19 protein-coding genes are annotated in these 22,901 nt (G+C 66.0%); 15 read left to right on the top strand and 4 right to left on the bottom strand.

Annotation, left to right across the window (positions count from 1 at the left end; translation table 11 throughout):
- Positions 1-198, top strand: a 198-nt coding sequence (locus UC32_RS20865) for a hypothetical protein (protein WP_235423539.1), incomplete at its 5' end; no start/stop codon positions are given.
- 602 nt (positions 199-800) lie between these two features.
- Here UC32_RS20865 and UC32_RS00005 read toward each other — a convergent pair.
- Positions 801-2,816, bottom strand: a complete 2,016-nt coding sequence (locus UC32_RS00005) for a beta-galactosidase (RefSeq protein WP_045729270.1) — start codon at positions 2,814-2,816, stop codon at positions 801-803.
- A gap of 176 nt (positions 2,817-2,992) precedes the next feature.
- On the opposite strand from UC32_RS00005, the gene UC32_RS00010 reads away from it, so the two are divergent.
- The 6 genes from UC32_RS00010 (at position 2,993) to UC32_RS00035 (ending at position 9,555) form a co-directional block, all read left to right on the top strand.
- Positions 2,993-4,282: an ABC transporter substrate-binding protein gene (locus UC32_RS00010; protein WP_045729271.1), complete on the top strand. Its 1,290-nt coding sequence runs from the start codon at positions 2,993-2,995 to the stop codon at positions 4,280-4,282.
- A gap of 30 nt (positions 4,283-4,312) precedes the next feature.
- A complete protein-coding gene (locus tag UC32_RS00015; protein ID WP_045729272.1) occupies positions 4,313-5,266 on the top strand; it encodes a carbohydrate ABC transporter permease in 954 nt (317 codons plus the stop codon).
- The gene (locus UC32_RS00020) at positions 5,263-6,180 is read left to right on the top strand and encodes a carbohydrate ABC transporter permease (protein ID WP_045729273.1); all 918 of its coding nucleotides are present in this window, start codon (positions 5,263-5,265) and stop codon (positions 6,178-6,180) included. Before UC32_RS00015 ends, UC32_RS00020 begins: the two co-directional genes overlap by 4 nt.
- Positions 6,181-6,201: 21 nt before the next feature.
- Complete coding sequence (locus tag UC32_RS00025; protein ID WP_045729274.1) at positions 6,202-6,831, top strand: hypothetical protein; 630 nt, start codon at positions 6,202-6,204, stop codon at positions 6,829-6,831.
- Between the two features lie 60 nt (positions 6,832-6,891).
- Positions 6,892-8,178, top strand: a complete 1,287-nt coding sequence (locus UC32_RS00030; protein ID WP_045729275.1) for an MFS transporter — start codon at positions 6,892-6,894, stop codon at positions 8,176-8,178.
- Between the two features lie 90 nt (positions 8,179-8,268).
- Positions 8,269-9,555 (top strand): ABC transporter substrate-binding protein, encoded by a 1,287-nt coding sequence (locus UC32_RS00035; RefSeq protein ID WP_052690477.1) that lies wholly within the window; start codon positions 8,269-8,271, stop codon positions 9,553-9,555.
- Here UC32_RS00035 and UC32_RS00040 read toward each other — a convergent pair.
- Together UC32_RS00040 and UC32_RS21090 are read right to left on the bottom strand one after the other, a co-directional pair.
- Positions 9,552-12,908: a family 78 glycoside hydrolase catalytic domain gene (locus UC32_RS00040; RefSeq protein WP_045729277.1), complete on the bottom strand. Its 3,357-nt coding sequence runs from the start codon at positions 12,906-12,908 to the stop codon at positions 9,552-9,554. The genes UC32_RS00035 and UC32_RS00040 overlap by 4 nt on opposite strands.
- Positions 12,908-14,170 carry a Gfo/Idh/MocA family protein gene (locus tag UC32_RS21090; RefSeq protein ID WP_045729278.1) on the bottom strand — a complete coding sequence of 421 codons (1,263 nt, stop codon included), beginning with the start codon at positions 14,168-14,170 and terminating at the stop codon, positions 12,908-12,910. Before UC32_RS21090 ends, UC32_RS00040 begins: the two co-directional genes overlap by 1 nt.
- 238 nt (positions 14,171-14,408) lie before the next feature.
- Between UC32_RS21090 and UC32_RS00050 the strand changes: the two genes are divergently transcribed.
- The 6 genes from UC32_RS00050 to UC32_RS00075 all read left to right on the top strand — a co-directional run bounded on the left by UC32_RS00050 (position 14,409) and on the right by UC32_RS00075 (position 20,125).
- On the top strand, positions 14,409-15,086 hold the full coding sequence (locus tag UC32_RS00050) for a YesL family protein (RefSeq protein ID WP_045729279.1): 678 nt from the start codon (positions 14,409-14,411) through the stop codon (positions 15,084-15,086).
- A 190-nt stretch (positions 15,087-15,276) separates the two neighbouring features.
- Positions 15,277-16,809 carry an extracellular solute-binding protein gene (locus UC32_RS00055; protein ID WP_045729280.1) on the top strand — a complete coding sequence of 511 codons (1,533 nt, stop codon included), beginning with the start codon at positions 15,277-15,279 and terminating at the stop codon, positions 16,807-16,809.
- Positions 16,810-17,787 carry an ABC transporter permease gene (locus tag UC32_RS00060; RefSeq protein ID WP_045729281.1) on the top strand — a complete coding sequence of 326 codons (978 nt, stop codon included), beginning with the start codon at positions 16,810-16,812 and terminating at the stop codon, positions 17,785-17,787. It begins immediately after the preceding gene.
- Entirely contained in the window at positions 17,787-18,659 is an 873-nt protein-coding gene (locus UC32_RS00065; RefSeq protein WP_045729282.1) for a carbohydrate ABC transporter permease, read from the top strand. Before UC32_RS00060 ends, UC32_RS00065 begins: the two co-directional genes overlap by 1 nt.
- A gap of 92 nt (positions 18,660-18,751) precedes the next feature.
- Positions 18,752-19,450 (top strand): rhamnogalacturonan acetylesterase, encoded by a 699-nt coding sequence (locus UC32_RS00070; RefSeq protein WP_045729283.1) that lies wholly within the window; start codon positions 18,752-18,754, stop codon positions 19,448-19,450.
- Positions 19,451-19,477: 27 nt separating this feature from the next.
- A complete protein-coding gene (locus UC32_RS00075; protein ID WP_235423540.1) occupies positions 19,478-20,125 on the top strand; it encodes a DUF1961 family protein in 648 nt (215 codons plus the stop codon).
- A 6-nt stretch (positions 20,126-20,131) separates the two neighbouring features.
- On the opposite strand, the gene UC32_RS00080 is transcribed toward UC32_RS00075, so the two are convergent.
- Positions 20,132-21,145, bottom strand: a complete 1,014-nt coding sequence (locus UC32_RS00080) for a LacI family DNA-binding transcriptional regulator (protein ID WP_045729285.1) — start codon at positions 21,143-21,145, stop codon at positions 20,132-20,134.
- 151 nt (positions 21,146-21,296) lie between these two features.
- Here UC32_RS00080 and UC32_RS00085 point away from each other — a divergent pair, with 151 nt between their 5' ends.
- Together UC32_RS00085 and rhaI are read left to right on the top strand one after the other, a co-directional pair.
- Entirely contained in the window at positions 21,297-21,656 is a 360-nt protein-coding gene (locus UC32_RS00085) for an L-rhamnose mutarotase (RefSeq protein ID WP_045729286.1), read from the top strand.
- Between the two features lie 74 nt (positions 21,657-21,730).
- A complete protein-coding gene (gene rhaI / locus UC32_RS00090; protein ID WP_045729287.1) occupies positions 21,731-22,897 on the top strand; it encodes an L-rhamnose isomerase in 1,167 nt (388 codons plus the stop codon).
- Positions 22,898-22,901: the final 4 nt, after the last annotated feature.

Here is a 22,901-nt window from a genome sequence, read left to right on the forward strand (position 1 = left end):
GACCAGGTCAAAAGCAACAGCGATCTCGGCCTGCCTCGCCGCCGCCACAGCCTTCACATCCTCCAACAGCCGAAGCTGATCAATCATCCCCGAACCACTGGCAGCAGCTGGAAGATCAGCCAATATTCGCAAGGCATCAACAACACCCAGAACCCCAGCGCCCGAGGAGCCGGAAGGAGAACGAACCCCGACGCCTGAGGGCTGCTCAGCTGGCGGCTGGGGCGGAGCGGGAAGAGATTCCGCGAGAGGCAGGGCCAGCGGCGTGGTCGGCCGAGGACCGGGGCGTTGAACGCATTTGCGAGCAGTGCCACCCCCAGTCAGGTCGCGCCCGCCGACCGGGCTGACAGCAGGCCGCGCAACGGCAACTGCCTGCCCCAGCTCCACTACCGCTCCGCCAACCGTCTCCATGACCAAAGTCTTCCAGCACCCACTGACATTCCCGCCGCCCCAAAAGCCCTATGTGGACAACCCCGGAAGCAGACTGTGCAGCCCGAAGTAGAGGCAACGCGCCGTCCAGAAGTTGCTCCAACCCAGGACAGGAACGGCTAGGTGTCCGGGGCGTCGTCGTCCTGCTGCTGTTCTTCTTCGCCCGGCCAGAGAAGCTCGGCGGCGGCTTCAACGAGGGCTTCGATGACGGCCGCCACCGCATCCAGCAAGATCGACATGCCGCCACGGTACGACGGGAAGTGGACGCTGCCAAGAGTCGGCTGGTCCAAACCTGTTTCCCTGACCCATTCGAAAGCAAAACGGCGGCGCCCAAGGAGGTGCCGCCGTCGTACGTATGAATAAAGCGAAGGTGCCTAGCCCTCCCTGATCACCGCAATACTGCCCGCCGGAACGGAACCGCCAAAGGGCTCGCCGGTCAGGAGATCGGTGCCGGTGGCCGAGACGGCCGCGGCGGAGCGGGTGTGGTTGATGGCGAACAGGAAACCCTGGCCCTCGGCCGAGCGCCGACGGACAAGCTCGACGCCGGCATCGGCGGCAGCCGCGGGGGAGACGCCCGACTCGGCGAGCAGCCGGCCCACCAGTGCATCGATGCCGTCGCGGTCCGGGAAGGTGGCCAGGTACCAGGCGGCACCGCTGTCCACAGGCCGTCGGGTCACAGCCGGGACGCCCTCCAGCGGGTACTCCGTGAAGCTCTGCACCGCGTCCGCCCCCGCGAGGTGCACGTGCTCGCTCCATATCGAGGCAACGGTGCCGTCGTCGAGCTTCAGCTGCGATCCGGCCAGGAGCGGGTGGAACTCTTCCACCCGCACGCCTAGGAGGTCCCGGAATGCGCCCGGATACCCGCCCAGCCGAATGTGGTCCTGCGGGTCCGCGATCCCGCTGAAGTAGCTGACCAGGACCGTGGCGCCGGCGGAGGCGGCCGCGGCGATGTTGGCGGCGTCGGCGTCGGACACGGCGTAGAGCGTGCAGACGAGCACCAGGTCGTAGCCCTCAAGCGGCGCCGACGGGTGGACCATGTCCACGGAGACGCCCTTTAAGAACAGCGAACGGTGGAACGCCCGCAGCAGGTCCAGGTACTTTACGTCGATGCTCGGCTTGGAATCGATCTCGCTGGCCCACCACGCCTCGTAATCGAAGACGATGGCCACCCGGGACTCCACCCGGGAACCGCGGACCGGTTCGAGCAGCTTCAGCGCCGCCCCCAGGTCCACTACCTCGCGCCATACCCGAGTGTCCCGGCCCCCGTGCGGCACCATGGCAGAGTGGAACTTTTCGGAGCCCGCGAAGCTCTGCCGCCACTGGAAGAACATCACGGCGTCTGCGCCGCGGCCCACGTGTGCCAGGGAGTTCCGGAGCATTTCGCCGGGCATCTTCGGCTGGTTGCGGGGCTGCCAGTTGACGGCCGACGTCGAATGTTCCATCAGGATCCACGGGTCACCGCCCGCAATGCCCCGGGTCAGGTCCGCGCTGAACGCGACTTCGATGTGCCGTTCGGGGTCGGCGGCCACGAGGTAGTGGTCGTTGGCGATGACGTCCAGGTCCTTGGCCCAGTCGAAGTAGTCCATGGACTTCGTGGCGCTGGAGGCCATGAGGTTGGTGGTGCAGGGAACGTCCGGGGTCACCTCGCGGAGTACGGCCACGAGTTCGCGGTAGTAATCCATCAGCGCCCAGGAATTGAAGCGCTGGAAGTCCAGTTGCTGCCCCGGGTTCAGTGTGCTGGGGGCAACCGAGGGCGGCAGGATTTCTTCGAATGAGGCGTAGTTCTGGCTCCAGAATGCGGTGCCCCAGGACGCGTTGAGCGCGCCGATGGTGCCGTAGCGCCGTTCCAGCCAGCCGCGGAAAGCGGCTGCGTCCTCTTCGCCGTAGAACTCGGAAATGTGGCAACCCAGCTCGTTGTCCACGTGCCAGAGCGCCAGCGCCGGATGGTCCTTGTACCGTTCGGCGAGGACCCGCGTGATGCCCGTGGCGTAGCGCCGGTAGGCGGCCGACGACGGCGTGTAGTGCCGCCGTGAGCCCGGTCCCAGCACGGTTCCGTCAGCCGTGACGGGCAGGATTTCCGGATGCTTGCGGACCAGCCACGCCGGGGGAGCGGCGGTTGCGGTGGCCAGGGCAACCTTGACGCCGATGCCGGACAGGTTGTCCAGCACCTCATCAAGCCAGCCGAAATCGTACTGGCCCTCAACAGGTTCAAGGAGGGCCCAGGAGAAGATGCCGACGCTGAGGAAGTTCACCCCGGCTTCCTGCATCAGCTCAAGGTCCTCCATCCGGACGCTCACAGGCCACTGCTCGGGGTTGTAGTCGCCCCCGAATCCAAGGCCTTCGACGTTGCTCCAAACACCTGCCGGACCGTTAATTTCCTGCGTTGCCATGGGACTCCTATGTCTGCCGAAGCGGTGGAAAGGGGCGGGGAAACCCGTGGATTGGAAAACGCTTGCCCAATTCCGGGAATGCGGATATTGTATCGTTTCAGAAGCCGTGTAAGCCAGCTCACTACTTACGTTGTAGATGAGATCAGGGATTGCACACATTGAGCAAGGAGGCTCCCGTGATCAACAGAAGGCATTTCCTTACAACCGTAGCCGTCGGCACCGCATCTGCCGGCGTACTGGCGGCCTGCGGAACCGGATCCAGCACCTCAGGACAGACCGGTTCGGCGGACAACCCCGTCACCATCAACTACACCTGGTGGGGCAACGACGACCGCGCCGAGCGCACCCGCAAGGCCATTGCGTTGTTTGAATCGAAGAACCCGGACATCAAGGTCAACGGCAACTTCACCGACTTTGCCGGCTACTGGCAGAAGCGTGCCACCGAAGCTGCCGGCGGCGGCCTGCCCGACGTCATGCAGTGGGACCTGTCCTACCTGCGCGACTACGGCCAGCGCAACCAGCTGCTGGACCTGGGCACGGTCAAGATCAACACCGACGCCTTCGAAAAGTCCCTGCTGCCTTCAGGCCAGATCAAGGGCAAGACCTACGGCATCCCCACCAGCACCAATGCCTTCGCCGTCTACTACGACCCCGCCAAGCTGGCCTCCCTGGGCATCGCCGAACCGGACGGCAGCTGGACCTACAAGGAATTCAACACCTTCCTCACCGAGGTGGGCAGCAAGAGCAACGGCGCCCTCTTCGGCGGCACCGACTACACGGGCGTCTGGTGGATGTTCAACGTCTGGCTGCGGCAGAACAACATCGAAGCCTTCACCTCCGAGGGCAAGCTCGGCTTCAGCAAGGACGACCTGAAGAAGTGGTGGAACCTCACCGCTGATCTGCGCGGCACCCCGGCGATCGTCTCCGAAGAGCGCGTCACCCAGCTGGCCCCGAAGTCGCCGTTCGGCTCGAATGTCACCGCAACCGAAGTCACCTGGGACAACTTCATGGCCGGCTACCTCGGCGACAGCGGCGCGAAGGAACTCAAGCTCGTGCCGGTCCCCTCCGACGACGCCGACAACCTCGGCCTGTTCCTGAAGCCGTCCATGCTGATGGTGGCCAGCGCCAAGACCAAGTTCAAGGACGCCGCAGCCCGCTTCATCGACTTCATGGTCAACGACCCCGAGGTAGGCCAGATCTTCAAGACCTCCCGTGGCGTGCCCGCATCGAAGACCCAGCGCGACGGCACCACCTTCGAAGGTACGGACAAGATCGTCGTCGACTACGAAACATCCATCTCCCAGTACCTCAAGGACGCCCCGGAGCCGCCGATCGTCGGCTTCGGCACGCTGGAGACCTCCTTCAAGCGCATCGCCTCGGACCTGAACTACGGCAAGCTGGACATCAACGGTGCCACGGACGCCTGGTTCAAGGAAGCCGAAGACCTTATCAAGCAGAACGCCTGATACAGGCTTCACAACTGACGGACTGAACTCGTGACTCAAAGCCCAACCCTGAGCAGGCGTTCGACGCAATCCGGTCCTGCCCCGCTTCGCAAGTCGAAGCGGGGCGGGGTGGATGCCCGCGCCGGCTACACTTTCCTGCTGCCCTGGCTGCTGGGATTCATCGCCCTCACCGTTGGGCCAATGATTTCCTCGCTCTACCTGTCCTTCACCAACTACAACCTGTTCGAGCCGCCCAAGTGGATCGGGCTGGACAACTACATCACGCTGTTCCAGGACGAACGGTTCCTGCAGTCCGTGGGCGTGACCGTGGGCTACGTGGTCTTCGGCACCCCGCTCAAGCTCGCCGCAGCGCTGGCGGTGGCGATGCTGCTCAACAGCAAGCGCCGCGGCCAGGGCTTCTACCGCTCCGCGTTCTACGCCCCCTCGCTGATCGGTGCCTCGGTATCGATCGCGATCGTGTGGAAGGCCATGTTCGGCGATTCGGGTCCGGTGGACCAGGGCCTGTCCTTCTTCGGGATCAACCTCGGCGGCTGGGTGGGCAACCCCACCATGACCATGCCGATGTTCATCCTGCTCACGGTGTGGCAGTTCGGCGCGCCGATGGTCATCTTCCTGGCCGGGCTCAAGCAGATCCCGAACGAACTCTACGAAGCAGCGTCCATGGACGGTGCCGGGCCGGTACGGAAGTTCTTCAACATCACCTGGCCCATGCTCTCCCCGGTGATCTTCTTCAACCTGCTGATGGAAACCATCCACGCGTTCCAGATCTTCGCGTCGGCATTCATCATCTCCAACGGTGAAGGCGGCCCTGCCGGTTCCACCCTCTTCTACACCCTCTACCTGTACCTGCGCGGCTTCAGCGATTTCCGGATGGGCTACGCCTCGGCGATGGCCTGGCTCCTGGTGATCGTGGTGGGCATCATTACCCTGATCTTCTTCAAAACGTCCAAGTCCTGGGTCCACTACAGCGGTGATTCGAAATGACAACCATGGCAACGCCCACCCAGTCCGCCCCGGAGGCCGGCACCCCGGCGTACAACCCGAAATCCGAGTCAGTCGGCGCCAAGCGGGCCAAGAGCACCGCCTTCCACATCGCCGCGCTTATCCTCACCGGCATCGTGCTGTACCCGGGCCTGTGGATGATCGCCTCGGCATTCAAGCCGAACTCCGAGATCGGCGGCGGAAACACCTCGCTGTGGTCAGAGAACTTCAGCTTCGACAACTTCGTCACGGCCCTGGACGGCATCGGCGGGGTCTCCACGATGCAGTTCTTCACCAACTCGCTGATCCTGGCCCTCGGCGCGGTGGTGGGAACCATCCTCTCCGCGTCCGTCTCGGCCTACGCCTTCGCCCGGATCAAGTTCCCCGGCCGGAGCGTGTTCTTCGGCATGATGATCGCCACCCTGTTGCTGCCCTTCCACGTGGTGATCATCCCGCAGTACATCATCTTCCAGCAGCTGGGCCTGGTGGATACCTACATTCCGCTGCTCATCGGCAAGTTCCTCGCCGCCGACGCGTTCTTCGTCTTCCTCATGGTCCAGTTCATGCGGGGCCTGCCCGCGGAACTTGACGAAGCGGCACGGATCGACGGCGCCGGGCACGTGCGGATCTTCAGCTCCATCATGCTGCCACTGATGAAGCCGGCCCTGATCTCCACCTCGATCTTCTCCTTTATCTGGAGCTGGAACGACTTCCTGGGCCCGCTGCTCTACCTCAACACCCCGGAAAAGTACCCGCTCCCGCTGGCGCTGCGGCTCTTCCAGGACCAGACCCAGTCCTCGGACTACGGCGCCATGATCGCCATGTCGGTCCTGGCCCTGCTGCCGGTGCTGATCTTCTTCCTGATCTTCCAGCGCTACATTGTTGAGGGCGTCTCCACCCAGGGCCTCAAGGGCTGACGGAAAAGGAGCACGACGGAAATGAGCATCATGGACCGCACCACACCCGCATCGAACCACCAGCCCATTCCGGTGAACCGGTTCGCCCTGTTCTCCGAAACCCTCCTGGCCGGGGTGCTGGTGCTGGTGCTGTCCCTGCCCCTGGTGACCATCCCCGCCGCCTACGCGGCGGGGATCGCCCACCTGGAACGGCACCTCGACGGCCGCGACGATTCCGTCCGCGGCCTGTGGGGGACCTTCAAAGCTGCGCTGCCCGGGAGCTGGAAACTGGGCGCGCTGACGGCAGGAGCCGCCGTCGTCATCCTCCTGAACCTGCTGCTGGCCTGGGTAGGCCAGCTGCCCGGCCGCGAAGTGGTCCTTCCTGCCACCCTGGTCCTGGCGGCCTGCGGAGCCATCCTGCTGCTGCGTACCGCCGCGGCCTGGTCCGACGCCGCCACATTGCATGCCGGGCCGAAGGACGCCTGGCACGCAGCGCTCGAAACAGGCAAAGCCATCTCCCTGAGGGACTGGTCCGGTTCGGCCCTGCTCGCTGCCGCACTGTTCGGCGCCACGGTGTTCGTTTGGATGCTCGTGGCCCTCTTCGTGGTGGTGCCGGGCACCCTGATCCTTGCCTCGGCGGCCGTCAAGATCCGCTCGGCCCGCCACACCTGATCCGCCACCGGCTCAACCGCACCTCCACACCTTCCGCCCCACAACCGAGTTGAGTCAGACGTGCCTTCCGACCGCCCGAAATCCGAGCAGTCCGTCCATCTTTCCCACGAGAGCCAACCGCGGTGGTACCAGCCGCTGACCCGGCACAATTACAGGCTCTTCCTGGGCATGCAGGTAGCGGGCAGCGTAGGTGTCTGGATGCAGCGCCTCGCCCAGGACTGGATGGTCCTGCAGCTGACCGGCAGTCCCGCGGCCGTAGGCGTCGCCGTCGCCCTTCAATTCCTCCCCATGCTGATCGTCGGGCCGCTGTCCGGGCTGGTGGTGGACCTGTTCCCCAAGCGCCGGATCATGATGGTGTGCCAGTCCGTGATCGTGGTCCTTGCCCTGGGGCTGGCCGCGTGGGTGGCCAGCGGGACCATCACCGTCTGGGCCGTGTACGCGAGCTGCGTCGCCCTGGGCATTACCTCAGCCATCGACGGGCCCGCCCGCCAGGTGTTCGTCAATGAAGTGGTGGGTGACGCCGCCCTGCGTCCAGCCATCGGCCTCAACAACGCCCTCAGCCAGCTTGGCGCCATGGCCGGGCCAGCCCTCAGCGGGGTGCTGATCGCGCAGGCCGGCCCGGCCGCGGCCTTCGCCGCGAACGCCGCCATTGGCGTGCTGGTCCTTGGCCTGATCGCAGCCATCCGAACGGCTGAGCTGTTTCCCGGTATTCCAGCTGCCCGGGGCCGCGGACAGCTGCTGGCAGGCTTCGCGTATGTGCGGGAGCGGCCCCGGCTGTTACTCCTCATCCTGCTGGCGGGCCTCCTGGGTGCCTTCGGCATGAACGGTCCGGTGGTTCTCGCGGCCTTTGCCGAGCGGGTGTGGCACAACGGAGTTGAAGGCTTCGGCCTCTTCAACACCGTAAGTGCCGTGGGCGCGCTTGCCGGTGCGCTGCTGGCGGCCAGGCTCCGGAACATGGGCCGCCGCGGGATTGTGGTTGCCGCCGGCCTGTTCGGATTGTCCCAACTGGTGGCAGCCCTTATGCCCACGCTTCCGCTGTTCATCGCCATGCTGGTGGTGGTGGGACTCATGACGCTCCTGTTCCTGACGAGCGCCGCCACGGCCGTCCAGCTCGAAGCCGGCCCTGCCATCCGCGGTCGCGTGATGGCCCTGTACTTGCCGCTGCTGCTGGGCGGACACGCCCTCGGCGGCCTGCTGGCCGGCTGGCTGACCGAACAGTTCGGTGTCCGTACCGGACTGGTGGTCACGGGCGGTTTGGGCATCCTGTCCGCAGCCGCCATTGGCTTCCTGCTGTGGCGGCACGGCAGGTCGGCGAGGGTGCGGGATGCCGGGCTGACGGAGTCCTGAGCAGTCCTTGACGCGTGTGCTGAATCACACCTACGCTGTGGGAAACCGGTTTCTATCTGGTACCAGCATCCCGACGCCAAAGGACAAACGATGATGTTTCGCGCCCGAAAGTCCCTGCTGCCCAAAGCTGCTGCGGCAGCGGCCGTCCTCGCGCTGGCGCTGACGGGCTGTGGAGGTTCGCCGCAGGCTTCGGACGGCCCGGTGACGTTGCGCTTCAGCTGGTGGGGCTCGGACACCCGGCACAAGATGACCGAGAAGCTCATCGAGGCCTTTGAAGCCGAGAACCCCAACATCAAGGTGCAGGGGGAGTACGGCGACTGGAGCGGCTACTGGGACAAGCTGGCCACCCAGGTGGCGTCCCAGGACGCCCCGGACATTATCCAGATGGACGCCGCGTACCTCGGCGAGTACGCCGGGCGCGGCGCCTTGCTGGAGCTGAAGGACGTCGACCTTTCCAAGTTCGACCAGCCGGTGGCTGATTCCGGCAAGGTGGAGGGCAAGCAGTACGCCGTCACCAGTGGCGTCAACGCCATGGTGGTGATGGCGAACCCCGCCCTGGTAGCGGCCAGCGGTGTGTCCCTTCCCGATGACAAGACCTGGACCTGGGATCAGCTGGACAGCACGGCCGCCGCCATCACCCAGGCCAGTGGCGGGAAGGTGTACGGCACCGGCCAGGTCAACTCCGACGCTGCTGCCAACCTGTGGTTCCGGCAGCACGGCAAATCACTGTTCACCAACGACGGCAAACTCGGATTCGAGGAATCGGACCTGGCCGAATGGTACGAATACCAGGCGAAGATGCGGGACTCCAAGGCTGTCCCGCCGGCATCGGTCATCACCGAGGACGCCACCGCCTCGATCGACCAGCAGGGGCTGTCCACCGGCAAGTTCGCCATGAACATGTACTGGTCCAACCAGCTGGGCGCCCTGAGCAAGGCTTCCGGGCAGGACCTGGAGATCCGCCGGCCGCCGAGCGTGGACGGCAAGGCCGCCGATGCGCAGCAGTTCTATAAGTCGTCAATGTTCTGGTCCGCCAGCTCACGGACCAAGCACCCCGCCGAGGCCCAGAAGTTCATCGACTTCGTGACCAACAACGCCAAGGCCGGCGAGATCGGGCTGGCAGACCGCGGCATCCCCGCAAACTCGGATATCCGTGCGGCAGTGGTTTCCAAGCTGACCCCCGCCGATGCCAAGACGGCGAAGTTCATCGACGAGATCTCCGGCGAACTGGGCGGCGCCGTTCCGGTTCCGCCGGCCGGAGGCAGTGCCGCGGTGGAAGCCCTGACGCGGTACTCCCTGGAAGTCCACTTCAACAGGTTGTCCCCGCAGGAAGCCGCGAAGAAGGCCCTGGAAGAAGCGAAGAGCGCCATCCTCTAACCGTCGGGGGTGAAGCTCCACGTGCCGGTGTGCACGCGGAACTCGCGCGTCGCGGCGGTGTCCGCGCCGTCGGGCACGGAACGCACGACGGCGGCATCCGGCGTCGGTCCCTTAATTCCGTAAGTGCCGGCGGGCAAACGGACAACCGCTGTGACGCCGGCGGGGACGGTGCATTCCAACTCCACCAGGCCGTCCCTGCGCCGCCAGCTGCCCTCAGCGTAGCCGTTGGCCACGGGGACACTGCCGCGAGCGTGCTCCAGCCGGCACAGCGGCGGTTCGATGAGCAGTTCCCCGCCACCGGGGGACCGGAAGCGGATGCCCAGCAGGTGCTCCAGGATTTCCTTGGCCACCGAGGCGGACCAGGCATGGGACTGGCTGTAGTCGGTGCCTGGCTCCAGGTCCCAGGCCTCCCAAGTGAAGGTGGCGCCCCGTTCCAGGAGCTGCGCCCAGCCGGGCTGGTCGCGTGAGGTCAGAAGGTCCAGGACCGCGTCTGCCATGCCCTGTGCCAGCAGCGCGCGGACCAGGCGGTGGACCGTCAGCGGTCCCTGCCGCATCCCCATGTCCGCAATCCGCCGGGCGTCGGCCTCTGCACACCCGGCGTCCGTAATGCCAAGGGACAGCGGGAACGACGCCGCGTGCTGGGAGGCGTGGGCGCTGGGGGAGCCGTCGCCGTGGAGCCCGTCCACCATCACGCCGTCCACCCGCAGCCGGTTACGGATGGCCGCCGCCAGCGTGCGGGCAGCCTCGGCGTAGCGGGTGGCGGTTTCGTGCTCGCCCGCAAAGCCGCAGAGCCGGGCGGTGGACAACAGTGCGGAGTACGCCTGGACGTTGACCGTGGTTTTCGCGGCGCACTCCATGTCGTAACCGAAGCGCCCCGGCGCCGGCCAGTCCACGATGCCGTGCAGGTACGGGCCGGAGCCGCCTCCCAGCCTGGTGACCAGTCCCGCCGTCGGGCCTTCCGCCGGAATGTACCGCAGCGCATAGTCGGCCGTATCGCACAGGTGCGGCAGCAGCTCACGGACCAGGACGAGGTCGCCGGTGCGGTGGTGGTATTCCTCGGCCCACTCGGGCAGCATCAGGGAAAAGTCCGGGATGTCCCGTTTGCCGTCACCGTTGGGGTAGACAGCGTTGTAGCGGCCCTTGTCCGCACCCCCGGTCCAGTACCTGCCCGCCGACCAGCCAAACTCCCGCAGCGCCTGCGCCGTGTAGGCGTGCTCGCCGAAAAGCGACATGGTGGCGTAGGAGATGTTCACGGCGTCCGCCAGGAACTGGCCCTTTTCCCGGGTGGGGGTGTCCACAAATTGCTCCTGCACGCCATGCAGCGCAGAGTCACGCAGGAGGCAGAACACGGCGTCCAGCATGGGGTCAGAGCTGCTGAAGCTGCCTTCGCCGGGGTGCCTGCCGTGAACCACGACGGCGCCGATCCGGGACACGTCCGCGGCGTCCACGCCGGGAAGCTCCAGGTAGCGGAAGCCAAGGTGCACGGTGGCCCAGTACTGCTGCGGCCCGGCGGCCTGCGTGTACGGGAAGGACATGTCGGTGTTCTGGGTGGGCGTCTTGCCGGTGTCCACGCGGCCGTCGTCCCGAAGCATGTAGCCGGCCCGGATCATCACCGTGCGGCCGGCAACGCCGTCGAGGAAATCCACCTCCGGGCGGCCGGGAAGCACCCGGCCGAAGTCCGCCACCAGCGTGCCGTCATCGGCCGCCAGGAACGCGCGCGGGGCAACGAATTCCTCCGCCATGGAGGTCCGGCGGGGATGCAGCCGGGGGACTTCCCGGGTGGGGTGGCTGCCGCAGCCGACGGCGGGCGGCAGGTCCTGCAGGGGCGCGGCGGCCAGTGCGGCGGCAGCCAGCCCGTCCAGGTGTTCAACGGGGTCGCCTTCGTCGTTCCGGTAGCCGGACTGGCGGTACGGGCCTTCGGCGGCGCGCCAGCCCGGACCCGAACCGAACACGTCGCGGCGGCCGTCCTCGTAGTCCACGCTGAGCCTGACCAGGAGGCCGGGAAGCCCGGCAGCGCGTCCCTGTCCCGGGCCGTACCAGTGCAGCAGGGCCGCCAGTGGAACGTCCGCACCCTCCTGCCCGTCAGCGCCGTCAGTGCTGTCCGGGCCGGACGGCTGGGATGCCAGCAGTTCGGTCACGTCCGCGGCATCGTAGTAGCCCTCACCGGGGTAGCCAAAGGAGGTGGTGGTGAGGCAGGGCGTGCCGCCGAGGGATAACTGGGCATGGTGCTGGGCGGCGGCGTAGAGCCGTGCCCGCCGGACGGTGCCGCTAAGCCGGACCGAGGTGCGGAACAGGGTCCATTCGTCCGGCTGGCGGTGCGCGGTGGTCCGGGGCCAGTGCGCCAGGGCAGCGCGTGCGTGGCCTTCGCCGGCATCGAACCGGTGGTCCAGCAGGACGGCGGGGGTGCCGGCGTCGGAGCCTGCCCCGGAAACCCGGAGCGATGCATATTCGGCCTGGCTGCGCGGACCTTGGTGGAGGGCGAGCCGGCCGGACGTCCCTGCCGGGAGGGGGTCCTCGAACGCCAGCAGTTCTTCGCCGTCGAGGGACACGCGGATGGTATGCCCATCATCGGTGACGGTGAGGTCCTGCCAGGTCCCCGGAACCAGGTCCTTGCCCGGGAGGCGTTCCTGCCGGACGGTGTGGGTACGGTCTGCGCGTGCCCTGGCCAGGACGGAGGTGTCCGGGGCCGAAGCGGCGGGAATGTCCCACTGCGGCACCTGCCGCAGCATCAGCTCGCCTGCCGTGTTGAGTTCCAGCAGCAGCCCCGTTCCCGGACCGCTGCTGCGGAGGACCATGCCCGCCCAGCCCATCACGGGCCGCACCCGCGCCTCAAGCCGGAAACTACGGACCGGAGGGCACGGCAGGGGCAGCCCGGGCGATCCCGCGACCCGGAGGGCGTTGTCCAGGACCTCCAGCGGGGCACGGCCGCCCGGGGCGCGCCGGATCCAGTCCGCCTCCCACGCGGAGTCCGAAAGCCCGATGCCGAAGGTGCGCCAGGCGGACCAGGTGCCCGGGTTGCCGGCCGCATCGCGAAGGCGCACCCGCCAGGCATAGTCCGCGTCGTCGTCGAGCACTGGCCCGCCATAGGTCCCGCGCGGCGAAGCTGAGGGAACGTCGCCGGAGCCCCACACGTGGCGGCCCTTGGCCTCCTGCACGGAGACTTCGTACGCCGTCTGGCTGGCCCGGGATGGGTCGGTGCCTTCCCTCTGGTCCAGCTGCCAGCTGAAGGTGGGCAGGCCGGACGCCGTGAGGCATTCGGCCAGGCCATCCGTCAGGAGGCCGGTGGCGAGCAGCGCCCCGGCGGCTTCCTGCGTTGCGGCTGTCGCCGGGGCTGTGCCGCCTGACGGGGCCATCAGGCGGACGGAACCGGGAAGGAGACGGGTGCGGAAGCGGCCCAGGGGAGCCCCAGCTCGCTGAACGTTGCATGCTCGCGCCCGGCGCGCTCGAGCGCCTCCTCGATGCCGGCCACCACGGCGTGGGCGGATTCGCCCTCACCCTCCCACTGCACATGGGCGGGATCGATCAGCGTGGGCAGCGGCGCGGTGCGGACTGCCTCGAGCACCAGCATGAACGCCCCGCTGTCCAGGAGGGAACTCAGCAGCGGAGTGCCCGCGTTGCGGTGTTCAAGCAGGTCCTCGGTGAGGTCATCCCGGCCGTAGGTTTGCTCGGTCTTGCCGGAGGCTGTTTCCACCACCAGCCGGTCCTCGGTGTAGTGGAACACGGCGCGTCCGGCAGAGCCGTGGAGGGTCACGTACGGTTCAACGGATTCGGTGGCGCAGATGGTCAGGGCGCAGGTGATGGGCAGTCCGGCCGCGGTGCGGATGCGGATCACGGAGGTGTCGTCCGACTCGATGTCATTGGCCCGGTACAGCTCCGTTTCCACGGACGCGACATCCGCAACGGTGCGGGCGCCGGCGATCCGCAGCGCAGTTGCCACAGCGTGCGCGAGCGGATTGGTGGCCACGCCGTCCACCACGTCAACGCCGTTGATGCTGCGCTTGCCTGCCCAGCGGGACCGCTTGTAATAGGCCCGGTCACGGACCCAACGGCCGGTGGCGGAGATGCCTTCCAGGTTTCCGATGGTGCCGGCGGCCAAGAGTTCCGCGATGGCTGTCAGCGCATGCGAGCCCAGGCTCTGGAAACCGATCTGGACGCCGTGCCCGGACTCTGCCGCCGCGTCGCACAGCCTGTTGAAGTCCGACAGCGAGGCGACGGGCGGCTTTTCCAGGTAAAGCTCGGCGTCCGTGGCCAGGGCGGCCAGAGCCAGGGGAGCGTGCGTCTGGATGGGGGTTGCCACAATGACGAGGTCCAGGTTGGCCGTTGCGGCCAGCAGGTCATCCAGCCCCGGGTACACAGCGGCCGACGCCGGCACGGCTCCGGGTGCCGGAGGCTGCGGGTCTGCGACGGCCACCAGTTCGACGGCGCCGGTTGCCTGCAGGCGCCCGAGGTTCCGGAGGTGGTGGGTGCCGAAGCCGTGCACGCCTACCAGCGCGATCCTAGCCGCCGGGCCGGAGCCCTGCGGGTTGGACCGGCCACCTGCCGGTTGGGCTGCCTCTCCGGAGGAATCATGAACAGCGGAAACGTCGGGAAGGTGGGTGACAGGGGGCATTCCCATGGTTCTCCATTCTGCCCTCGAGGGCACGCTTAAAGACGCGCCAGTGCGTTGCAGCAAGCGCTTTCCACCATTCAGTGTGCGCCATGGCAAGCGAACGAGTCCAGCTATGTAACGATTCAAAAAATGGCTTGACCAAGTACTCGGGTTGGGTCTAGATTTTCGAGAAACCGATTACCGGCGTGACGCGGACCACTTGCGCCTTCGCCTCTGCAACGATGGAGAAACGGAAGGAAGTGCCATGCTGTCCGGAACCTTTGCCGCTCGGGCCTATTCGTTCTTTGACACCCTTCTGTGGATCGCATGCCTCAACGTGCTGTGGCTGGTTTTCACCCTGCTCGGACTCGGCGTGGCCGGGGTTGGGCCCGCCACTGCTGCCGCGCAGATCCTGGTGCGCAAGCGCGCCCGGGGAGAAGCGGCGCCACTGCTGCGGGGGTTCGCCGGGGAGTATTTCCGGAACTTCGGCCGCGCCAACATCCTTGCCCTGCCGCTGCTGGCAGTTGCAGTGGCGCTGGCCATGAACTGGAACTTCTTCTCCGGCGGGCGGGACCTCTTCCCGCAGCTGATGGCGGCGGGGATCTTTGTGGCGGCCATCTTCCTGGCGGGGGCGGCGTGTTACGTGTTCCCCATGTATGCCCGCTACGAACTGCCCCTGGGGCAGTACCTGATGCTCTCGTCCCGCTTTGCCATGCGGCACCTCGCGGGGACGGTCATTCTCCTGTTTGTCTCGGCGGCAGTGGTGTACGCCAGCACCACAGTGCCCGGGTTGATTCCGTTCTTTAGCGCCGGTGCGTGGCTCTACACCACGGGCTGGCTCTGCGACCGGTTCTTCACCGCAAATGACGAGTCGGTTGCCGCCGACGGTGAACCGATCACTGCCGGCGCTGGGCCTGTGCCGGCCGCCGTCTCCACCGCTTGACCGGCTGACTACCCGCGCCTGCGCCGCGCGGCTCCCGCTTCGGTGGGGTCCGCCGGAGCGCCGGTCCGTTGACAAGCCCAGCCCCGCGGCCCGGCGCCTACCCCGTCTTGCCTGCCTGCCCAAGAAATGAAACGTATCAACCTGGTCTGAATGACCAACGAAACCCCGAAGAAGTGGAAGAGGAAAAGCCATGATCCGTAGGAAACTCACCCTGGCGGCCGCCGTCGTCACCATCTCCGCCATATCCCTCACCGCCTGCAGCGGCGGCGGCAATGAACCCGCCGCGGACCTCACCAGTGTGTCCATCATGGCCCCGTTCCTTGAAGCCCAGCCGCCCAGCGCGGACGGCGCCGTCCAGAAGAAGCTGGAAGAACTCACCGGCAAGGACATCAACATCAACTGGACGCCCAACTCCTCGTACGAGGACAAGACCAACATCACGCTGGCAGGCTCCGATATCCCGCAAATCATGGTGATCCAGGGCAAGACCCCCGGTTTCGTCAAGAACGCCGAGGCGGGTGCCTTCTGGGACCTGACGGACAAGCTCGACAAGTACCCGAACCTCAAGACCACGTTCCCCGACATCCAGGAGAACGCCAGCATCAACGGCAAGGTCTACGGCGTCTACCGCGGCCGTGCGCCCATGCGTGCTGCGGTGATGTTCCGCCAGGACTGGCTGGACAAGCTGGGACTCCAGGCGCCCAAGACCACCGAGGACCTCTACAAGGTGGCCAAGGCGTTCACCGAGCAGGACCCGGACGGCAACGGCCAGAACGATACGTGGGGCATCACCATCCCCAAGTGGGGCGCCCTGGGCACCAACAGCCCCTACGACCTGATTGAGGAATGGTACGGCGCCGGCAACCGGTGGACCGAGAAGGACGGAAAGCTGATTCCCAGCTTCGAGACCGACGAATTCCTTGAGGCAAACCGGTTCGTGAAGAAGATGGTGGACGAGAAGCTGATCAACCCGGACTTCGCCACGTTCGACGGCACCAAGTGGAACGAGCCGTTCTTCAACGGCAAGGGCGGCATCATCGTCGACGTCGATTCCCGCGTCAGCGTCCTGGTCAACCTCTTCAAGCAGGCCGATCCCAACAACTTCCAGAACAAGGTGGGCTTTGTGGGCAACCTCGAAGGCCCCGACGGCGAACTCCACGCCCACCCCACTGACGGCTACTCCGGCTTCCTGGCCGTCCCCAAGGCCAGCGTCCGCACCGAGGCCGAACTGGACAAGGTCCTCGAAGTCCTGAACACCCTGAACGGCAAGGAGGTGGCCACCCTCCTGAACAATGGCATCGAGGGCGTCAACTTCACTGTGGAGGACGGCAAGGCCGCCACCATCAAGCCCGAAACCCCGGAGGGCAAGGCCGTCAGCACGGACATCAAGAGCTACGCGCAGCTGGGCATGAACGTGGCCGGCAACAACTTCTACCCCGTCAAGCAGGCCAGTGACTACGAGCAGCAGGTCTTCGACAAGCGCACCGAAGTCATGGCCGAGGACCTCAAGAGCGCCGTCTATAACCCCGCCGCCCCGTACGTCTCCGCCACCTACGTGGCCAAGGGCGCACAGCTGGACAACATCGTGGCCGACGCCCGGATCAAGTACCTCGCCGGACAGCTCGATGAGCAGGGCCTGAAGGACGCCATCAAGCTCTGGGACACCAGCGGCGGCAACAAGGTCAAGGAAGAAATCAACAAGCTCTGGCAGGACAACAAGTAAATGGCAGCCCCCGTCGTCGAGGCTGAGGCCTCGGGGCGGGCGGCCAGCCGGCCGCCCGCCCGGGAACGGAAGAACGCCAAGTTCTCCGTCCATTTTGCGCACTACAAGTGGTTGTACCTGCTGCTGTTGCCGGGCGTGCTGTACTTCGCGATATTCCGGTACGGCCCCATGTATGGCGTCTCCATCGCCTTCAAGGACTACGTCCCGTTCCTCGGCGTCAACGGCAGCCGGTGGGTGGGGACCCAGCACTTCGAGGACTTCTTCTCCAACCCGGACTTCCCGCGCCTGCTGGGCAACACGCTGATCCTGGCGTTCCTGAACCTGGGCATCGCGTTCCCGCTGACCATTGTGCTGGCCCTGCTGCTGAACGAGGTCCGCCTCTCCATCCTCAAACGCACCGTCCAGACCCTGGTGTACATCCCGCACTTCCTGTCCTGGACCATCGTGGCATCGCTGAGCTTTTTGCTGTTCGCCCTGGACATCGGCCCGATGTTCCAGTTCCTGAACAACGTGCTGGGCACCAACATCGACTTCCTGTCCGATCCCGCCTGGTTCCGGCCGCTGATCGTGCTGCAGGAGATCTGGAAGAACACCGGCTGGGGAACCATCATTTTCCTCGCCGCCCTCGCCACCGTGGACCAGGACCAGTACGAAGCCGCGATCATCGACGGCGCCGGACGGTTCCGGCGGGTCTGGCACATCACACTTCCCGGGATCCGGTCCACCATCATCGTGATGCTGATCCTGGCGATCGGGCAGATGCTCAACACCGGCTTCGAACAGATCTACCTGATGACCAACGCCCTGAACCGGGACGTCGCGGATGTCTTTGACACCTACGTGTACTTCGTGGGCATCACCCAGGGCGCCTACTCCTACTCCACCGCGGTGGGCCTGTTCAAATCCCTGGTGGGCCTGGTGCTGATCTTCGGCACCAACTGGCTGGCCAAGCGGTTCAACCAGAGCGGACTGTTCTAATGAAGATCCATAACACCACCGGCGGCCGGGTGTTCGACGCCGCCAACTACCTCTTCCTGTCCCTGGTGGGCATCGTCACGCTGCTGCCGTTCGTGTACGTTTTCGCCGGCTCATTCGCCACCGAAGCGGAGATAACGCGGCGGGCGTTTTTCGTCTGGCCCGAGCAGTTCAGCCTGGGCTCCTACGAGTACATCTTCTCGACGCCGGCCTTCACCAGGGCGCTCATCACCACCGTCCTGGTCACCGCCGTCGGCACGGTGGTCCAGCTGGCCTTCACGGTGACCATGGCCTACCCGCTGGCCAAGAAGACCCTCCGGGGCCGCAAGCTCATCCTGTCACTGGTGGTGTTCGCCATGGTGTTCTCCGGCGGCATGATTCCCACCTTCCTCCTGGTCAAGGACCTGGGCCTGCTTAACTCCTACTGGGCCCTGATCCTGCCGGCGGCCATCAATCCGTTCAGCCTGATCATCATCAAGAACTTCTTCCAGGAACTCCCCGCCGAGCTGGAGGAGTCCGCCAAGATGGACGGCGCCACGGAGATCGGCATCCTCTGGCGGATCCTGCTGCCGCTGTCGAAGCCCGTCCTGGCCACGTTCGCCCTGTTCTACGCCGTGGGAATCTGGAACGACTTCATGTCGCCCCTGCTCTACCTCAGTGACAACTCCAAGTGGACCCTGCAGATGTACCTGCGCCAGGTCACTGCGGCCTCGGACCTGCTGGGAACCGGCAACGTGGACCCGAACTACATCCCGCCGGAACAGGGCATCAAGTTCGCCGTGATCGTGGTGGCCACCCTGCCCATCCTGATTTTCTACCCCTTCCTGCAGAAGCACTTCGCCAAGGGCATGCTCATCGGCTCCGTCAAGGGCTGACCCACCCGGTTGCCCTATCACTTTTGGTCCCTAAAACCGGGTTTTAGGGACCAAAAGTGATGGAGCAACGGAACAACTAGAGAAAGAAGACCATGAAGATCCTGCTCGCCGGTGATTCCACCGTCGCCAACTGCCCCACTCACGAGTACCCCATGAGCGGGTGGGGCGCGCGGCTGGCCCAGCACGTCTACCGGCAGGCGGCGGTCCACAACTTCGCCAAGGGCGGGGCCAGCACCGAGTCCTTCCGCGACGAAGGGCTGTGGGCGGCGCTGCTGGCAGAGGCCGGCGAGGGCGACCTGGTCCTCATCCAGTTCGGCCACAACGACCAGAAGAAGCAGCACCTCGCAGCCCGCACCGGGTACGCGGCCAACCTGCGCACCATGGTGGGGGAGGTGCATGCCCTGGGCGCGGCTCCGGTGCTGTGCACCTCCGTGGAACGGCGGCACTTCAGGGATGCGCCGTCGTCGTCCGCAGCCATGGGCGACGTGCTGGAGGAAAGCCTGGAGGACTACCCCGAGGTGGTGCGCGAACTGGGGCTGGAACTCGGCGTCCCGGTGATTGACCTCAACGCCTGGACGCGGGAGCTTTATGTCCGCCTGGGCCGCGAGGAGTCCGTGCCGCTGTTCTGCCATTTCGCGCCGGGGGAGCTGTCGTACTGGCCCGACGGGTTGGTGGACAACACGCATTTCTCCCAGGAAGGCGCCGCACTGGTTGCGGAGCAGGTGGCAGCCGGGCTTGCTGAACTGGGGATCGCCCCGGCTTTTGCGGGTACGACGGCGGGGCGCGCCTGAGTGGGCACCGCCATACGGAGCACCGGGGTGCTTTACAGCAATGCGCTGGGTGGACCTGCGGACGTCGCGGGCTGGGTGGCCGAAGGGCCGCTGAACCTTGGCAGCCACTCCGGGGCGCTGGAGCTGTCCGGGGCCCTGGACGACGCCGAATTCGGCGACCACGCGCACTGGACGTTCTGGTGCCCGGAGGAGTTTCCGGACGGGATCCGCATCAGCTGGGAGTTCCGGCCGCTCGAGGAACCGGGCCTCGCCATGCTGTTTTTCGCCGCTACCGGTCACGGCGGGCTGGACCTCTTCAGCCCGGGCCTGGCCCCGCGGACCGGGTTCTATCCGCAGTACCATTCCGGGGACATCGATGCCCTGCACGTCTCGTATTTCCGGCACAAGTACGAATCAGAACGGGCCTTCCGGACGTGCAACCTCCGCAAGAGCGCAGGGTTCGAACTGGTGGCCCAGGGTGCTGACCCGCTCCCACCCGCGGAAGACGCGGTGGATTTCTACCGCCTGGAAGTGGTGAAGGACGGCCCTCGGGTGTCCTTTGCCATCAACGGGCTGACCCTGTTCGAGTGGACAGACTCCTCGGGCAAGGTCCTCGGCGGCGGCCGCATCGGGTTCCGGCAGATGGCCCCGCTGCGGGCCTCCTACCGGAACCTGGTGGTGGAGAGGCTGCGCTGAGGCGTCCTACACCTTGCCGGTGCTCTGCCGGACCACGAGTTCCGGAGTGAACACCACCGCGCGGTGCGTGGCGTTCTGCGACTCCACTTCCCCGGTGAGGAGCTCGATGGCGGTGCGGCCCAGCGCCTCGGTGGGCTGCCGGATGGAGGACAGCGGAACCACCGCCGAGACCGCAAAGTCGATGTCGTCGTAGCCGATCAGCGCTACGTCCTCCGGGATGCGGAAGGTATGGGTCATGGTGAGGGACTGCATGACGCCGAGGGCCAGGAGGTCGTTGGCGCAGAAGATGCCGTCCGGCAGTTCCTCCCTGCCGCGTTCCACCAGCATGTTGCCTACGCTGCGGCCCGCCAGGACGGTCATGCCCTCCGAGGCCAGCACCTCCAGCGTGGCGTCCGGCTCTTCCTTGATTGCGCGCTGCGCTCCCTGCAGGCGGTCCGATACCTGCCGGATGGAGGTGGGGCCGCCAACGAACGCGAGCCGGCGGCGGCCGGTCTCCAGCAGGTGCCGCGCGGCGAGGTACCCGCCGGCATCGTCATCAACGGAAACAGAACTGAACCGGGACTCGTCCGCGAGACGGTCCACCAGGACCGTGGGCACGCCGCGCTCGCGGAGGAGGTCCAGCCGCTCGGTGACGTCGCCAACGGGGGAAATCAGGAGGCCCTGGACCCGCTGCTCCTGGAAAAGATCGATGTAGTTGGCCTCGCGGCCGGCGTCGTGCCCGCTGTCGCCCAGCAGCACCGCGCTGCCGTGGACGCTGGCGGCATCCTCAGCCGCCCGGACCACCGACGTGAAGAACGGGTTTCCCACGTCAAGGACAATCAGCCCCACCGTGCGGCTGTGGCCGGCGCGGAGCTGGCGGGCCGCGTCGTTGCGGACAAACCCCAGTTCGTCGATGGCCTTCAGGACGCGTTCCTTGGTGCGCTGGGACACCCTGTCCGGGTAATTCAGCACGTTGGAGACGGTGCCCACGGCAACGCTGGCGTGGTTGGCGACGTCCTTGATACTGGCGGTGCGGTTCATGATTCTCCGAGCTACTGGTCCGGATGCCCTGACTTCCGCGGACCAATTGCTGGGGCCCGGCGGAAATGCTTGACACCTACTCAGGTTCAAGAGTACTTTGAATCGTACCAATGAAACGATTCAAATATCCGCGAGTTCAGGAGAGTTCCAGATGAGGGTGTGCTTCCGGTCCTCGATCCAGCCGGCGCTGATCGACGAGTACAAGCGGCGCCACGCCGCGGTATGGCCGGAGATGCTTCTGGCCCTGAAAGAAGCGGGCTGGAACAACTACTCCCTGTTCCTGGCGGACGACGGCCTCCTGGTGGGTTACGTCGAATGCGACGACTTCGACGCCGTCCGTGCCCGTATGGCCCTGACCGACGTCAATGCGCGCTGGCAGGCCGAAATGGCGACGCTCTTTGAAAACACCGGCCAGGCGCCCGACGAGGGGTTCCAGGTCCTGGAAGAGGTCTTCAACCTCGATGGCCAGCTGGCGGCCGCAGGTGCCGTACAGCAGAACCAGGCTCAATAGCCGCATCACCACCCAGCTCCTGCAGCGGGGCAGTACCCAACAGACCACAGCACAAGACACCGGAAAGAACCATCATGAATGACGTAGCAAAGGCGCTGGGCAGGCTCGGAGAGCTTGCCATCGAGGTCCCTTCGTGGGCCTATGGAAATTCAGGCACGCGGTTCAAGGTGTTCGGCACGCCCGGCACGCCCCGCACGGTCCAGGAAAAACTGGCCGACGCTGCCAAAGTCCATGAACTCACCGGCCTCGCGCCCACCGTGGCCCTGCACATCCCGTGGGACAAAGTGGATGACTACTCCGCCCTGAAGGACTACGCCGCCGGCCTGGGCGTGGGCCTGGGCACCATCAACTCCAACACCTTCCAGGATGACGAGTACAAATTCGGCTCCCTGACGTCCTCCAACGAGGCCGTCCGCCGCCGTGCCATCGCGCACCACCTGGACTGCATCGACATCATGCACGCCACGGGCTCCCGCGACCTGAAAATCTGGCTGGCGGACGGCACCAACTACCCGGGCCAGGATGACCTCCGCGGCCGCCAGGACCGCCTGGCCGAATCCCTGCAGGAAATCTACGCCGCCCTGGGCGACGAACAGCGACTGGTCCTGGAGTACAAGTTCTTCGAGCCGGCCTTCTACCACACCGATGTTCCGGACTGGGGCACGTCCTACGCCCAGACCCTGGCGCTGGGCGAGAAGGCGTTCGTCTGCCTGGACACCGGCCACCACGCCCCGGGCACCAACATCGAGTTCATCGTGATGCAGCTGCTGCGCCTGGGCAAGCTGGGCTCCTTCGACTTCAACTCGCGCTTCTACGCCGACGACGACCTCATTGTGGGTGCCGCCGATCCGTTCCAGCTCTTCCGCATCATGCACGAGGTGATCCGCGGCGGCGGGTTCGGCAAGGAATCCGGTGTGGCCCTCATGCTGGACCAGTGCCACAACCTGGAAGAGAAGATCCCGGGCCAGATCCGGTCCGTCCTGAACGTCCAGGAAATGACCGCCCGCGCCCTGCTGGTGGACACCGCGGCCCTCAATGAGGCCCAGCGCGCCGGGGACATCCTGGCCGCCAACGGCATCTTCAACGACGCCTTCTACACGGACGTCCGCCCCGCCCTGGCTGAGTGGCGTGAATCCCGCGGCTTGCCGGCCGACCCGATCGCTGCCTACAAGGCCAGTGGCTACCAGAAACAGATCAACGAGGACCGCGCAGGCGGCCAGCAAGCCGGATGGGGCGCATAACTCT

This window comes from Pseudarthrobacter chlorophenolicus, from assembly GCF_000962805.1.
In the GTDB taxonomy this organism is placed as follows: domain Bacteria; phylum Actinomycetota; class Actinomycetes; order Actinomycetales; family Micrococcaceae; genus Arthrobacter; species Arthrobacter chlorophenolicus_A.

What these genes read in the sequence shown, in the direction of transcription:
- UC32_RS00005 (WP_045729270.1), bottom strand. Translation starts at nt 2,816, where the DNA reads ATGGCAACGCAGGAAATTAACGGTCCGGCAGGTGTTTGGAGCAACGTC.
- UC32_RS00020 (WP_045729273.1), top strand. Translation starts at nt 5,263, where the DNA reads ATGACAACCATGGCAACGCCCACCCAGTCCGCCCCGGAGGCCGGCACC.
- UC32_RS00025 (WP_045729274.1), top strand. Translation starts at nt 6,202, where the DNA reads ATGAGCATCATGGACCGCACCACACCCGCATCGAACCACCAGCCCATT.
- UC32_RS00035 (WP_052690477.1), top strand. Translation starts at nt 8,269, where the DNA reads ATGATGTTTCGCGCCCGAAAGTCCCTGCTGCCCAAAGCTGCTGCGGCA.
- UC32_RS00040 (WP_045729277.1), bottom strand. Translation starts at nt 12,908, where the DNA reads ATGGCCCCGTCAGGCGGCACAGCCCCGGCGACAGCCGCAACGCAGGAA.
- UC32_RS21090 (WP_045729278.1), bottom strand. Translation starts at nt 14,170, where the DNA reads ATGGGAATGCCCCCTGTCACCCACCTTCCCGACGTTTCCGCTGTTCAT.
- UC32_RS00050 (WP_045729279.1), top strand. Translation starts at nt 14,409, where the DNA reads ATGCTGTCCGGAACCTTTGCCGCTCGGGCCTATTCGTTCTTTGACACC.
- UC32_RS00055 (WP_045729280.1), top strand. Translation starts at nt 15,277, where the DNA reads ATGATCCGTAGGAAACTCACCCTGGCGGCCGCCGTCGTCACCATCTCC.
- UC32_RS00060 (WP_045729281.1), top strand. Translation starts at nt 16,810, where the DNA reads ATGGCAGCCCCCGTCGTCGAGGCTGAGGCCTCGGGGCGGGCGGCCAGC.
- UC32_RS00065 (WP_045729282.1), top strand. Translation starts at nt 17,787, where the DNA reads ATGAAGATCCATAACACCACCGGCGGCCGGGTGTTCGACGCCGCCAAC.
- UC32_RS00070 (WP_045729283.1), top strand. Translation starts at nt 18,752, where the DNA reads ATGAAGATCCTGCTCGCCGGTGATTCCACCGTCGCCAACTGCCCCACT.
- UC32_RS00080 (WP_045729285.1), bottom strand. Translation starts at nt 21,145, where the DNA reads ATGAACCGCACCGCCAGTATCAAGGACGTCGCCAACCACGCCAGCGTT.
- UC32_RS00085 (WP_045729286.1), top strand. Translation starts at nt 21,297, where the DNA reads ATGAGGGTGTGCTTCCGGTCCTCGATCCAGCCGGCGCTGATCGACGAG.
- rhaI (WP_045729287.1), top strand. Translation starts at nt 21,731, where the DNA reads ATGAATGACGTAGCAAAGGCGCTGGGCAGGCTCGGAGAGCTTGCCATC.